At 70.1% G+C, this 12,173-nt stretch carries 15 protein-coding genes; 9 read left to right on the top strand and 6 right to left on the bottom strand.

The genetic code is table 11. The annotated features are described in order from the left end of the window. Positions 1-10: 10 nt before the first annotated feature. The gene (locus tag ABT304_RS05870; RefSeq protein ID WP_160026298.1) at positions 11-742 is read left to right on the top strand and encodes a Fic family protein; all 732 of its coding nucleotides are present in this window, start codon (positions 11-13) and stop codon (positions 740-742) included. Between the two features lie 272 nt (positions 743-1,014). On the opposite strand, the gene ABT304_RS05865 is transcribed toward ABT304_RS05870, so the two are convergent. Continuing rightward, on the bottom strand, positions 1,015-1,809 hold the full coding sequence (locus tag ABT304_RS05865; RefSeq protein WP_350713752.1) for an HAD family hydrolase: 795 nt from the start codon (positions 1,807-1,809) through the stop codon (positions 1,015-1,017). Positions 1,810-1,933: 124 nt separating this feature from the next. Here ABT304_RS05865 and ssd point away from each other — a divergent pair, with 124 nt between their 5' ends. The 4 genes from ssd to ABT304_RS05845 are packed head-to-tail and all read left to right on the top strand — an operon-like array spanning position 1,934 to position 5,635. Beyond that, positions 1,934-2,989: a septum site-determining protein Ssd gene (ssd, locus tag ABT304_RS05860; protein WP_350713751.1), complete on the top strand. Its 1,056-nt coding sequence runs from the start codon at positions 1,934-1,936 to the stop codon at positions 2,987-2,989. Then, positions 2,986-4,152, top strand: coding sequence for a TadA family conjugal transfer-associated ATPase (locus ABT304_RS05855; protein ID WP_350713750.1), 1,167 nt, complete (start codon positions 2,986-2,988; stop codon positions 4,150-4,152). Before ssd ends, ABT304_RS05855 begins: the two co-directional genes overlap by 4 nt. Continuing rightward, complete coding sequence (locus ABT304_RS05850; protein ID WP_350713749.1) at positions 4,149-4,922, top strand: type II secretion system F family protein; 774 nt, start codon at positions 4,149-4,151, stop codon at positions 4,920-4,922. Before ABT304_RS05855 ends, ABT304_RS05850 begins: the two co-directional genes overlap by 4 nt. Next, complete coding sequence (locus ABT304_RS05845) at positions 4,919-5,635, top strand: type II secretion system F family protein (RefSeq protein ID WP_350713748.1); 717 nt, start codon at positions 4,919-4,921, stop codon at positions 5,633-5,635. Before ABT304_RS05850 ends, ABT304_RS05845 begins: the two co-directional genes overlap by 4 nt. A gap of 341 nt (positions 5,636-5,976) precedes the next feature. On the opposite strand, the gene ABT304_RS05840 is transcribed toward ABT304_RS05845, so the two are convergent. Continuing rightward, positions 5,977-6,234, bottom strand: coding sequence for a hypothetical protein (locus ABT304_RS05840; RefSeq protein ID WP_350713747.1), 258 nt, complete (start codon positions 6,232-6,234; stop codon positions 5,977-5,979). A 125-nt stretch (positions 6,235-6,359) separates the two neighbouring features. Here ABT304_RS05840 and ABT304_RS05835 point away from each other — a divergent pair, with 125 nt between their 5' ends. Continuing rightward, positions 6,360-7,109, top strand: a complete 750-nt coding sequence (locus ABT304_RS05835) for a hypothetical protein (RefSeq protein WP_350713746.1) — start codon at positions 6,360-6,362, stop codon at positions 7,107-7,109. A gap of 3 nt (positions 7,110-7,112) precedes the next feature. On the opposite strand, the gene ABT304_RS05830 is transcribed toward ABT304_RS05835, so the two are convergent. Further along, positions 7,113-7,838, bottom strand: a complete 726-nt coding sequence (locus ABT304_RS05830) for a TetR/AcrR family transcriptional regulator (protein ID WP_350713745.1) — start codon at positions 7,836-7,838, stop codon at positions 7,113-7,115. A gap of 247 nt (positions 7,839-8,085) precedes the next feature. Between ABT304_RS05830 and ABT304_RS05825 the strand changes: the two genes are divergently transcribed. The 3 genes from ABT304_RS05825 (at position 8,086) to ABT304_RS05815 (ending at position 10,458) form a co-directional block, all read left to right on the top strand. After that, entirely contained in the window at positions 8,086-9,414 is a 1,329-nt protein-coding gene (locus ABT304_RS05825) for a helix-turn-helix domain-containing protein (protein ID WP_350713744.1), read from the top strand. Continuing rightward, entirely contained in the window at positions 9,411-9,794 is a 384-nt protein-coding gene (locus tag ABT304_RS05820) for a hypothetical protein (protein WP_350713743.1), read from the top strand. Before ABT304_RS05825 ends, ABT304_RS05820 begins: the two co-directional genes overlap by 4 nt. A 73-nt stretch (positions 9,795-9,867) precedes the next feature. After that, entirely contained in the window at positions 9,868-10,458 is a 591-nt protein-coding gene (locus tag ABT304_RS05815; protein WP_350713742.1) for a hypothetical protein, read from the top strand. A 9-nt stretch (positions 10,459-10,467) separates the two neighbouring features. Here ABT304_RS05815 and ABT304_RS05810 read toward each other — a convergent pair whose 3' ends face one another. The 3 genes from ABT304_RS05810 to ABT304_RS05800 all read right to left on the bottom strand — a co-directional run bounded on the left by ABT304_RS05810 (position 10,468) and on the right by ABT304_RS05800 (position 12,028). Further along, positions 10,468-10,713, bottom strand: coding sequence for a hypothetical protein (locus ABT304_RS05810; RefSeq protein ID WP_350713741.1), 246 nt, complete (start codon positions 10,711-10,713; stop codon positions 10,468-10,470). 218 nt (positions 10,714-10,931) lie between these two features. After that, positions 10,932-11,789 (bottom strand): hypothetical protein, encoded by an 858-nt coding sequence (locus ABT304_RS05805; RefSeq protein ID WP_350713740.1) that lies wholly within the window; start codon positions 11,787-11,789, stop codon positions 10,932-10,934. Positions 11,790-11,848: 59 nt separating this feature from the next. Next, positions 11,849-12,028 carry a hypothetical protein gene (locus ABT304_RS05800; protein ID WP_350713739.1) on the bottom strand — a complete coding sequence of 60 codons (180 nt, stop codon included), beginning with the start codon at positions 12,026-12,028 and terminating at the stop codon, positions 11,849-11,851. Between the last annotated feature and the right edge of the window lie 145 nt (positions 12,029-12,173).

Genomic DNA, 12,173 nt, shown 5'->3' with positions numbered 1-12,173 from the left:
AGGTTGACGCGTGAAGGACGATCCGCTTGCCCGGTTGGTGTCGCTCGAAGGCGTGGCCTCGGGCTTCGCCGCAGCTCGTGACGGTATCGACGTGATGCTGCGTGACCGGGGACTGCGGCGTACGTCTCCGGAGACCACCGCCGAGTCGCTGCTGCGCGGTGCGCACGCCTCTGCCGTGCTGGAAGGGTCCTCGTCGTCCCTGGGTGAGGTTCGCGCCTCCGGCGGGGACGCGATCGCGCAGGACGCGGTGCGGCTCTCGACCGAGCTGCTCTCGCTGGTCCCGGTGGTGAAGCACGCGCCGCTGCAGGCGTTCGCGCGGCTGCACGCGCTGGCGGCTGCGGGGTCGCTGGACGCTGAGGAGCTGGGCCGTCCGCGCTCTGCCGAGTCGGCCGAGCGGTTGCGGCGTCTCTCCGATCTGCTGCTCGCCCCGACGTCCGCGCCGGCGCTGGTCGTGGCGGCGTTCGTGCACGCCGATCTGGCGACCGCGGCTCCGTTCGCGTCCCACAACGGTCTGGTCGCGCGTGCCGCAGAGCGGCTCATCCTGGTCGCGCGCGGCGTGGACGAGAAGTCGCTGGTCGTGCCCGAGGCCGGCCATCTGGCGCTGCGTGCCGCCTACGAGTCGAACCTGCGCGGCTTCCGCGAGGGTGGCCAGGCGGGGGCGCACTCGTGGCTGCTCTACGCCGCCGAGGCGTACGCCGCTGGGGCCGAGGCCTCGCCGCTGCGCCTGGACGCGGCCGAGTAGAAGGCGCAAAAGCAGGTGGCACCCGGTGGGTTGTGAGCACCGGGTGCCACCGCTGACACGAGCGTTTCTGGTTACCAAGCGTGCAAGGTCTGGTCACTGCGTCGGGATTTCTCCCCGGCTACAGCACCCCATCAGATGGGTGGATCGCCGCGTGGGTGCCTCTCACTCGTGTACGTCTTGTTACACCCCTGTTTCTACGCTGATCGGCGGCCAGATTCAAGGCTGGAAATTCTGCAGGATGAGGAGGATGATGCCGCGTCTGCAGAATCGGGTCAGGCGCCGAGGCGACGGCGCTTCGTGCCCGCCCAGATGACCCCGCCGGCGATCGCGACGGCGCCCCCGACGGCCAGCGCAGCCAGGGTCGGCGTGGACGGGGTGAGCACTCGGCTGCGCAGCGCGACCGGCTTGTTGAAGACCAGGATGTCCCAGCCGCGTTCCTTGGCAGCCTTGCGGAGGTCCTTGTCGGGATTGACCGCGAAGGCGTGGCCGACCTCCTCCAGCATGGGGAGGTCGGTGACGGAGTCGGAGTAGGCGTACGACTGCTCGAGGTCGTAGCCGAAGCGCTCGGCCAGCTGCTGGACCGCGCGGGCCTTCTCCTCACGGTAGGCGTAGAGCGCGATCTCGCCGGTGTAGCGGCCGTCCTCGATCTCCATCTGGGTGGCGACGACGTGGTCGGCGCCGAGCATCGTGCCGATGGGCTCGACCAGCTCGGTGCCCGAGGCCGAGACGATGATGACGTCGTGTCCCTGGGCGTGATGCTGCTCGATGAGCTGTACGGCCTCCTCGTAGACGAGTGGGTCGACCACGTTGTGGAGGGTGTCGGCGACGATCTCCTTGACGGTCGCCACGTCCCAGCCGGTGACCATCTCGGAGAGCGCCTTGCGCATCTTCTCCATCTGGTCGTGGTCGGCACCGCCGACGACGTAGACGAACTGCGTGTAGGCCGAGCGGATCATGGCCGCGCGGGTGATCAGGCCGCCGGCCTGGAAATGCTTGGAGAACGCAAGCGTGCTGGACCTCGCGATGATCGTCTTGTCGAGGTCGAAGAACGCAGCGATGCGTGTCATGGGCACATCGTAGACGGCCGCTGGGCGGGCCGATCACCATCCACAGGGCGGGTCCAGGACCGGGTTATCCACAGGTCCTGGATTTGCGAGTGGAATTGTCGGTGTCCCGGCGGATCCTGCTGCCATGACCTCGGAACCGCTCGTCATCACCTCGGACTCGTTGCTCGCCGCTGAGGCGGCGCGCCTGGCCGCTGCCTCCGGCGTCACCGTCGAGGAGTGCACCGACGCTGTCGGCGCCCTGCGTCGATGGCAACGCCCACCACTGATCCTCGTCGGCGCCGACCTCCTGGCGGAGGTGGCATCGCTGCGTCCGCCCCGAAGAGACGGGGTGTACGTCGTGGGCTGGGGCTCGACCGGCGAACCGCTGCTCCGGGCCGCGCTGGAGATCGGCGCCGAGACGTTGCTCGAGCTGCCGTCGGCCGAGACCGTGGTCGCCGGGCTGCTCGCCGACGTCGGCGACGGTGAGGGCGGCGACGGCATGGTCGTCGGCGTGCTGGCCGGATCGGGTGGAGCCGGTGCGACGACGTACGCCGCGGCCCTGGCCAGCCTCGGAGCCGACCGCGGCTCGACGCTGCTGATCGACGCCGACCGGCTCGGTCCCGGAGCAGGTCGGGTGCTCGGCCTCGACGAGATCCCAGGGGTGACCTGGGGAGATCTCGGGCAGACCGCCGGGCGGCTGGGGGCGCGGGCGCTGCGTGAGGCGGTGCCGCACGTCGGGTCGCTGGGCCTGTTGGGCTGGCCGGGCGGCGACGTGGTGCCACCACGGCCGGAAGTCGTGCGCGAGGTGCTCGCCGCCGCTCGTCGCGGCCATGACCTGGTCGTGGTCGACCTGCCACGCGAGTCCGACGCCGGGACCGAGGCGCTGCTGACCGGCTGCGACATCGTCCTCGTCGTCGTTCGGGCGAACGTCACCGGCACGGCGTCCGCCGCCCGGCTGATCTCCCGCCTTCCCGAGCGAGATCGGGTGCGGGTCGTCGTCCGCGGCCGCGCGGCCGAGCCGGAGGCCGTCGGGCGTGCGCTCGGGCTCCCGGTGATCGCCTCGATGTCCGACCAGCGCGGGCTCTCGGAGGCCATCGACCTGGGCCTGGGGCCGATCCGCTCGAAGCGGGCGCCGCTGGCCCGCGCCGCGGCCGAGGTGCTGACGCGCTGCCGGGTCCGCGCCGGGGTGATGGTCGCATGATCGGCGCCGTCGACATCGCACCCCAGGTCGTCGACCTCGTCCGCGACCACCTGGCGCGTACGCCGGGAGAGCTCACCCCGCACCGGGTCCAGGAGGCGCTCCGTGCCGAGGGGCGGATCGTCGGTGACGCGACCGTGCTGGCCGTCTTCGAGATGCTGCGCCGCGACGTGGTCGGCGCCGGGCCGTTGGAGCCGCTGCTGCGGATGCCGGGGGTGACCGACGTCCTGGTCAACGGGCCCGATCAGGTCTTCATCGACCGCGGCTCCGGTCTGGAGCCAGCTCCGGTGGCGTTTCCCGACGACGACGCGGTCCGACGGCTGGCGCAGCGGCTGGCTGCCGGGGCCGGCCGCCGCCTAGACGATGCCTCGCCCTACGTCGACCTGAGACTGGGTGACGGCAGCCGGTTCCATGCGGTGCTCGCGCCGCTGGCGCGACCGGGCACGGTGATCTCGTTGCGGGTGCCGTCGGCGCGGGCGTTCACGCTCGCCGAGCTGGAGGCTTCGGGGATGGTCGTTCCCGCGGTGGCCGATCTGCTGCGGCGGCTGGTGCTGGCCCGGTCGGCCTTTCTCGTCTCCGGAGGCACCGGCACCGGGAAGACCACCCTGCTGGCGTCGTTGTTGTCCTTGGTGCCGCCGGAGGAGCGCCTGGTGCTGGTGGAGGACGCCTCCGAGCTGCGTCCGGACCATCCGCATGTGGTCGGCCTCGAGGCACGCCCGGCCAACATCGAGGCCGCCGGTGCCGTCGAGCTCCATACGCTGGTCCGCCAGGCCCTCAGGATGCGTCCGGACCGGCTGGTCGTGGGTGAGGTGCGTGGCGCCGAGGTCGTCGATCTCCTCGCCGCGTTGAACACCGGCCACGAGGGCGGCTGCGGCACGCTGCACGCCAACTCCGCCGCCGACGTCCCGGCGCGGGTGGAGGCCCTGGCGCTCGCCGCCGGCCTCGGCAGGGAGGCGGCGCACAGCCAGTTCGCCTCCGGCGTCGACGTGGTCGTGCACCTGCGCCGACGTGACGGCCGCCGGGTGCTGACCGAGATCGCGGTCCCGCGTCGCGGAGCCGATGGGTTGGTCCGGATGGAGACCGCCTTCTCGGTGGCCGCCGATGACGTCGTGGTCGCCGGACCTGCCTCGGACCGGCTCGAAGCGCTGCTGGGAGCCGAGCGGTGAGCGGGCTGAGCCTCGGGCTGGTCGCCGGCCTGCTCGGTGCCGCCGCCGCGCTGATGCTCCGTCCACGAGCAGCGGTCGGACCACGGTCGCTCGCGTGGCGGGTGCCGCGGTGGTCGTTCCTCCTCATCGCCCTGATCCCCATCGTCTTCCCGGGCAAGGCGGTCGTCGCGGCTGTCTTGCTCGGGATCGCCACCTTCGGCGGCGTCGCCCTGTGGCGGCGACGCTGCGAGCGGATCGAGGCCGGGCGTACGGCCAACCGTGTCGTCGAGGCCTGCGAGCAGATGGCCGCCGAGCTCGCCGCCGGCCACCCGCCCGGTCCCGCGCTGACGCAGCTCGCCACGGAGTGGCCGGTGATCGAGCCGGTCGCGGAGGCGCAGCGGATGGGCTCCGACGTCCCCGCCGCGTGGCGGCAGGTCGCCGAGGTGCCAGGTGCGGGATCGCTCAGGGTGGTCGCCGCGGCCTGGCAGATCGCCCACCAGACCGGGAGCGGACTCGCGGACGCACTCGACCGAGTGGCGCTCGACCTGCGGGCCGCAGCCGCCACCCAGCGGGTCGTCGACGGTGAGCTCGGCTCGGCCCGCTCCACCGCCCGCCTGATCTCGGGACTGCCGGTGGCGGCCCTGGCGATGGGCAGCGGCGTCGGCGGCGACCCGCTGGCGTTCCTCTTCGGGTCGCCGGTAGGCCTGGCCTGCCTCGGTCTCGGACTGCTGCTCGGCTGGTTGGGGCTGTGGTGGATCGAGGGCATCGCTCGCGGGGTGGAGGCGAGATGACCATGTGGCTTGCTGCCCTCGCGCTCGGGCTGGCAGCGGCGTTGCTGCCTGCGCCGGCGTCACCACTTCCCGGCACGGTCGCGACCGTTGCGGATCGGGATGACCCCGGCGGCTGGATGATGCGCTGGCGGCCGTTGCTGGCGCTGCTCGCGGCCGGCGCCGTCTACTCCTTCGTCGGCGGCACGGCGGGTGCCCTACTCGCCGCTCCGGCGGGTGTCGTCTGCTGGCTGGTCATCGGCCGGGTCGAGCCCGCCGAGGTCCGGCGCGAGCGGGAGGCGGCGAAGGCCGAGCTGCCTGCCTTGGTCCGCCTGCTCTCCGCCGCCCTCTCCTCCGGCGCGGCGCCCGCCGAGGCGCTCGTGGCCGTCGCCGCAGCGCTGCCCGGCCCGGCAGCCGCCCGGCTCCTGCCGGCCGCTTCTCGGCTTCGTCTGGGAGCCGATCCGGAGAAGACGTGGCGCACCCTGGTGGACGATCCCGCGTTGGCGCCGCTGGGCCGAGCACTGGCCCGAGCTCAGGCCACCGGTGCCCCGGTCGCCACGACGGTCGAGCGCCTTGCCGACGACCTGACCAGAAGCGCCCGCGCCGAGGTCGAGGACCGCGCCCGCGCGGTGGGCGTCAAGGCCGCCGTCCCGCTCGGCATCTGTCTCCTCCCCGCCTTCTTGCTGCTGGGCGTCGTCCCCGTCGTCGGCGGCCTCCTCTCCAACCTCGGCATCTGACCCCGCCGAGGCGTCACCCCCGTCGGCCGAGACGTCACTCGCGTCGGCCGAGTTGGCAGCCGAATGCCGACTCGACCGACGTACGTGACGTCTCGGCGTGCTTGTTTTCCCTGATCAACGGGCCGTTTGTCATCCACAGGGTGGGTTCGGGATCGGGTTGTCCACAGCTGGCGACATGGCGGTCGCGGATGTCGGTGGAGCGGGTCATTGTCGTCCGTGAACGGCCGTACCGACGGCCATCGACCAGAGAGGACCAACCATGGCCAAGGCACATCTTCGGAAGGACGAGAAAGGGATCACGACGGCAGTATTTGTGGCTTAGTTGTTACATGTGTCACCCACTACGGCCGCCCGGCCCTGTAGTTCTCGATGTGCTGGACCGGCGAGCCTGGAGGCATTGGCTCGGCGTCGGGCGCATGGACGGCGACGATCTTCTTGACCTCGGCCTCGTCGGCCGTGCCCTCCCGAACGCGAACCTGGATACTGGGCACCATCCGTTGAGAGTCGGTGACCCTGAATCCGGCAGCGGTGAGTGCGGCGGTGAGCGCTGAGCGCCTCGGCCCCGGCATGATTCCGAACGTCATGAATGATTGCGTCATGCCCCTGAGCGTGCCGCCGGATGATGTCAGCGCGTGGCGTCTCGCCAGGGGCGGGATACCGCAGATCTGGTATCGGGGAAAGACGCAGGACTTGGTCAGCGCCGTCGTCTCGGCACACTCGGCGGGTGACTGACTCGATACCGGTTCCAACGCCCGTCGGCGGGGAGGGCATCCTCATCATTCGTGGGTCATCGTTTCAGATCCGAGATCTGGTGCTCACGCTGAACGCTGACGGAGGCCCGGCTGGTTCCATGCGCCCGATGCTCTCCTGGGACATCTGGCCACTCTGGCTCCGAGTCGCGATCGATCACGAGGCGGCTGCTCGTCGGTTCAGGGCCGAGCTGCTGACTGCGGACGGACCCGACGACGACGAACGCCGGGCGCTCCTTGTCGAGGAGGAGACGCGAGCGGGCATGGTCGCCGTCACGGCCGCCGCCTTCACCTTCGAGGCGCTGGCCCTGTCGGCTGCCTCCAAGACGGGCCTGTCGCGTGCAGGCATCGGGGGCAGCTCGGGCACCGCGGCCCGTGTTGCCGAAGTCCTCAAGCAGTGCTTCGCAATCCCTCAGAGCCAGTTCAGCCGCTGGCGGGCGGACCTCAAACTGCTATTCCGCGCGCGTAACGAGGCGGTCCACTCCGACGCCGGATTTCACGATCCACTTCCTCATCCAGCGCTGCGGGCCGGTGTGTCGCGCCCGGTGCACGTCTACCGGCTGGAGAACGCGTCCACCGCCGTCGAAGGGGCCTTAGGGACTGTGCTCGCGCTGAGCGCAGTCCCACGCCAGCGGCACGGCAAAATCCTGCGTGACTCGGCCGCGGCGTGGACGACGATCGCCGAAGAACTCCGAGATCATCGGCGGGACCTGATGAGTGAGTAGGAACTAGCCCCGGATCGGTCCATCGGGGTCTGTGCCGTCGATCTGGTCAAGCAGTGTCTCCGCGGTCTTCATCGCCAGCTCGATCCGGGCGCTGTCGACCCCGCACAGGCGTAGGCATGAGGACGCGATCCCAACGGCCTCGGTCACGTCGATCCGCTGGCCGGCGTTGCGGAGGCCGATGACCTCCTCGACCGCGTGGACGAGCATCTCCCCGAGCCTGGCCCGCGTGACCAGGGCCAGGACGTCCGGCGCGGCGATCGGCTCCGCCAGCCGGGCGTACGTGGCCGCGAGATCGTCACGGGCAGCGGCGAAGTCCTCGAAGCCCTCGACCTGAGCGACGTCGGGGGCGAGGTAGAGCCAGCCGATGTTGTACGGGGCCTGCGCCAGGGTGCGGACATCGATGAGTGCCAGGAGGTAAAGGGCCGTGTCAGGGTCGTCGGTCAGGGACTCGATCCGGGCCACGCTGTCCACGGTCGGGCGGATCGTCTGGCCCAGCAGTTCGGTGAGGATCTCGCCCTTCCCCGCGAAGTGGTAGTAGAGGGAGGCCTGGCGGATGCCGACCGCGTCGGCGATCTCCCTCGTCGAGGTCGCGGCATACCCCCTGCTGGTGAACAGGCCGGCTGCCGCGTCGAGGATCTGCTCGCGTGGTGTGCCCGAGTGCTGTTGGGGCAGGAGGCGAGGCCGTCCGGGCCTTCCGCGTCGGCTGCCACTTGCTGATGCTGAGCTCATGATGCTCCGTGCCTGTCAGGGTGGGGACGGCTTGTGATGGCTGACCCCCGGCACCGGCGACTCGTCAGCCCTGTCGGGTAGGTCTCTCGCCGGGAGACTCGATGACCTGCCCTGGGGCGTCGTTCGGGCGGTGCCGGGTGTCGTTCTCAAGACTCCTCAGCATCGGGGCCGTTCGGTACGGCCGACTGCTGCCCTTCCGCTGCCCTTGCCCTGCCCTTCGGCCTCCAACTCTGATTCAATGCCGGAGGTGGAGACGTGGACGGGGGCTGAGGCGCGGCTGCTGCGTGAGGTGGCGCTGCGGCTGAGTCTGCGTGACTTCGCCGACCTTCTCGGCATCCCGTCCCGCACGGTCTCGAAGTGGGAGGCGGGCGGCGCTGCTCTCGTGCCGCGCCCGCACATGCAGGCCATCCTCGACACCGTTCTAGAGCGCGCAGACCCTGCCGCCCGGACCCGGTTCGAGTCGGCCCTCACAGAACGCCAGGCCGTCCCCCTTGTGCAGTCTGGGGCCGTTCTGGGCGATCTGGTCTCGGTCACGGCGCAGGTCCCAGAGTTCGACGACCTGAGCCGCCGCGAGCTGCTCCGGCTGATGACCATGGCCGGAACCCTGATCGCACTGCCCGGGCTCGAGGATCTCGACTGGGAACGTATCGAGCACCTCGCCGACGGCAGTCGCCGGGTCGACTCCGAGACGCTCGGCGAGTACGCCGCCCTCAACGGCCACCTGTGGCGCGTCTTCGCCCTGGCGAAGACCAAGCGCCACACCTACCCGCTCGTGCGGGAGCACCTCGACGTGTTGGTCTCAGCGCTCCAACGCAGCCACGGCGAGCAGGTCCACCGTGAGCTCTGCTCCCTGATCGCCGACCTCTTCCAGCTCGCCGGAGAGATTTTCTTCGACAGCAACCGCTACACCGACGCCGCCCACTGCTACACCCTGGCCGCCTCAGCGGGGAAGGAGGCCGGCGCGTACGACCTATGGGCCACCGCGCTCACCCGCCACGCCTTCATCGGGGTCTACGAGCACCAGCACGCCACCGCCCGGCCGATGCTCGACCTGGCGGCAGGAGTCGCCAGCAAGGGCAACCCCGGCCTGTCGACGCGCTTCTGGGTGAGCACCGTCCAGGCGCAGGTACAGGCCGGGCTCGGCGATCTCGCGGCCTGCCAGCGCGCCCTCGACCACGCCGACCAGGTTCACCACCTGAGCGGCCAGGTTCACACCGATGGATGGCTCCGGTTCGACGGCTCGCGACTTCCGGAGGAACGGGGCGCCTGCTACGTCACCTTGCAGCGCGCCGACCTCGCCGAACAGGCCCTCGACGCTGCGCTTCGCGCGGACATCTCAACCCGCCGTCGCGGTGGCGTCCTGACAGACCTCGCATCGCTTGGGCTCCAGCAGCGAGACCTCGACCAGCTCGTGATCCACGCCGACGCCGCCGTCGAGGTCGCCCAGACCACGGGGTCAGGGTGGGTGGAGCGCAAACTCACAGGCCTGCATCGCCAGCTCGCTCCGCTGGCGGGTGAGCCGCGGGTGGATCAGCTCAGCCAGAAGTTGGCGTCGTTCACGACGGCGACGTCATGACAACTACGAAGGAGACCGCTTTGTCGCTCGACCAGGGACGTACTTTCCGTGAGGCCTGGATCGCCGGAGTGCAGAAGCACTACCCCGGTGATCCCAAGCCGGGCTACGTGGCCCCGTGGGAGGAAACGCCGGACTGGGAGCGCGCCAGCGCCGCGGCCGTCTACGAGCAGGTCCGCGCCTTCGTCGAGACCTCAGGTGGCGCGACGGCCAAGCTCACCCGCGAGCAGAAGGGCCGCTTCGTGGCGATCTGCTGGACCGCGCAGATCTTCAAGCACTTCCCCGACCCGAAGCCCTCCTATGTCGCCGACTGGGCCGACATGCCGGAGTGGCAGCGCGAGACCGACGCGGACATCTTCGAGGCAATCGAGCAGACCGCATAGCAGTACCAGATTCTGAGGACGCTCCACTCCGGCGCGACCCGGTCCGCACGTAGCGAGCGGCATGCTTCGCCGCATGCCACTCGCCGCGTTCATCCTGGGTTTGCTGAGCCTGATCGTTGCCTCGCTCGCTCTCGGCTGGAACATCTACGCGTGGCACCGGTCGATTGGACGGGCCAGATGCGAAGTCACAGTGGCTTCCGGGTTCGATGAAGAATGTGTCGAACGGATCATCCGTGTGCCCGCGAAAGGCCACACGGAGTTCGTCGGGGTTGAGGTCCACAACGTTGGCCGAGCCCCATTGGTGGTAAGGGACTACTACGTCGTACCCGACGAGCCGCCCCAAGGGCGGCTTTCCAGGTTCAAGTCCATCATCAGCAGGGAGCCGACGTTCAAATTCAGGGTCGGCATCACCTGGCGGCGCTGGCGCTTCGGACCTGACCTTCCTTTCTCGATCGACCCAGGTACCTTCGCGACCTGGTGGACACCGCGCTCCAAGCTTGACGAGGCCTATTCCGATATCCCGGAAACGACCGACGTGCGAATACGAGTCGTCATGGCTGACGGACGAGAGGTCGTTACGGAGAACGTCTATAGACTCCCGCGCCCCGTGGCTGATGAGATCCCGGTTAGTGACGATGCGTCCCCAGATACAGCCGGGGGATAGAGGAGTTCCTCAGCCGCTCCCGTCCCAGGGCTCGTCTTCGGCCGTCGAGACGACGGACCCGGCCCCGTGGGCCTCCCGGGCCTGGATCTCGTCGCCGACCTCCAAGAGGCGCTTGGCTAGCGGCGGCAACGCATGCGCCGCGGTCTTCGGGTCGTCCAGGGCGCGGGCGAGGCGTTCTTGCAGAGCTCGCAGGATGTCGCCGCGGTCGCCGCTGGCCGAGGCCTCTGAGACGCTCGTCTGTCCGTTCTTCGTCATGGTTCTCCTAGCCGGTGGATTCGTCGGGGAGAGATCCCCACCTATGCCGTGAGAGGCGGGGATGGGGCGAGGTGGGGGACCCTCCCCAGGGGCGCGGGGCAGGCGGGTCGCCGCGGTCAGAGTCCGCTATCCGCCTTCGATCCGGGGTGCGCGTCGGAGGCCATGCCTGAGCCTCCGCCCGGCGACGTTGACCCCGCGCCCTTCTGGGGTCTCCTGACCTACAACAGGGTCGCGTGCATGCGGGCCGGGTCGATGCCGTCGTGTGCCTTCTTCCGCGCCTGCTTCTTCTCGGCATCGTGCTGGCGCTGCGCCTCCTCGGCGACCAGCGCGAGACGCTCACGGAAGGAGTCGAAGTCAGCGAGGTCGAGCCGGTGCCCGGTGGCGATGACCGTCCGGGCGTCGTACTTGTCCAGGGTCGGCACGACCGCCCCGGCGCTGCGGGCGCGGCCGACCCGCCCGGCAATCTCGGAGAGGCCGGCCAGGTCGAGGTCTGCGAAGATGAGGATCTCCTCGGCATGTCCGGGTCGCCAGTTCGCGCGCCCGAACTGCTTCGCCAGGGCGACCCACGCCCGCCGGGCCAGGTCGGTCCGGACGAACGCCTCACGGGCGCGGGCGTGCAGGCGGACGTTGTCAGGCGACAGGCCGGAGACACGGGTCTCGGTGATGACGAGCCCGATCCGCTCCCGGGCCTCGTCGATGTGCTCCTGGGCTTCGGTGACGACGCCCTGCAGGGTCTCGACGATGGGGTCAGCCGCCTCGGCGAGGGCCTCGGCCTTGGTAGCCTCGGCCAGCTCCGCGAGGCTGAGCTCCAGCCCGCGCACGGCCTCAGTGTTGCGAGTGAGCAGCCCGAGGATCTCGGGGTCTCGGGCCGGGTCCTTGCCGGAGGTGTAGAGATCCCACCACCGCCGGGCAGCCTTGGCGGAGTCGGGCCGCAAGGTGGCGGGGACCTTCGTCGCGGTGTCGGCGAGCGCCATCGCGGCGGTGAGGCTCTCGGGCAGATCGTGGCCGAGGTCGCGCAGGGCGGCGCGCACGACGTTGATGGTGCTGGCCAAGCTCGGGTTGAAGGGGTTGGTCATGGGTCGTTCTCCTTCGTTTTTTCTTGTGATTCGGAGGGCGGACGGAGTACGCCTCCGGTCTAGGTGGTTGTCTCCGGATAGAGAAGTCGTGTTGCCAGGTAGGCGTCGCCGACGGCGACGACTCCCTTCCAGCCCAGGTCGGAGGCGCAGGCGTCATGCAGGACGCGTCCGTCCTTGGTGATGGCATGGTTCGCAGCCCAGCGGATGAGCCCTCCGCAGTGGTGGCAGTGGTGCGTCACGTCTTCTCCTTGGTCGTCATCAGGGACACGGGCAGGTGGGTGTCTGACCCGTGTGTGCCCCGCGTCCCCCTCATAAAGAGGGGGGACACGGGGACACGGTGTGTCCGGGACGCGGTCGGGACACGGTCGGGACGCGCCTTTGACC

The sequence above is a fragment of the Nocardioides sp. NPDC000445 genome, assembly GCF_040300245.1.
In the GTDB taxonomy this organism is placed as follows: Bacteria; Actinomycetota; Actinomycetes; order Propionibacteriales; family Nocardioidaceae; genus Nocardioides.
The sequence above is the reverse complement of the archived record's forward strand: the minus strand, read 5'-3'. Positions and strand labels throughout refer to the sequence as shown.

Coding starts and splice junctions, on each gene's coding strand:
- ABT304_RS05815 (WP_350713742.1), top strand. CDS start 9,868: ATGCCACTCGCCGCGTTCATCCTGGGTTTGCTGAGCCTGATCGTTGCC.
- ABT304_RS05830 (WP_350713745.1), bottom strand. CDS start 7,838: ATGAGCTCAGCATCAGCAAGTGGCAGCCGACGCGGAAGGCCCGGACGG.
- ABT304_RS05810 (WP_350713741.1), bottom strand. CDS start 10,713: ATGACGAAGAACGGACAGACGAGCGTCTCAGAGGCCTCGGCCAGCGGC.
- ABT304_RS05845 (WP_350713748.1), top strand. CDS start 4,919: ATGACCATGTGGCTTGCTGCCCTCGCGCTCGGGCTGGCAGCGGCGTTG.
- ABT304_RS05840 (WP_350713747.1), bottom strand. CDS start 6,234: ATGACGCAATCATTCATGACGTTCGGAATCATGCCGGGGCCGAGGCGC.
- ssd (WP_350713751.1), top strand. CDS start 1,934: ATGACCTCGGAACCGCTCGTCATCACCTCGGACTCGTTGCTCGCCGCT.
- ABT304_RS05865 (WP_350713752.1), bottom strand. CDS start 1,809: ATGACACGCATCGCTGCGTTCTTCGACCTCGACAAGACGATCATCGCG.
- ABT304_RS05820 (WP_350713743.1), top strand. CDS start 9,411: ATGACAACTACGAAGGAGACCGCTTTGTCGCTCGACCAGGGACGTACT.
- ABT304_RS05855 (WP_350713750.1), top strand. CDS start 2,986: ATGATCGGCGCCGTCGACATCGCACCCCAGGTCGTCGACCTCGTCCGC.
- ABT304_RS05805 (WP_350713740.1), bottom strand. CDS start 11,789: ATGACCAACCCCTTCAACCCGAGCTTGGCCAGCACCATCAACGTCGTG.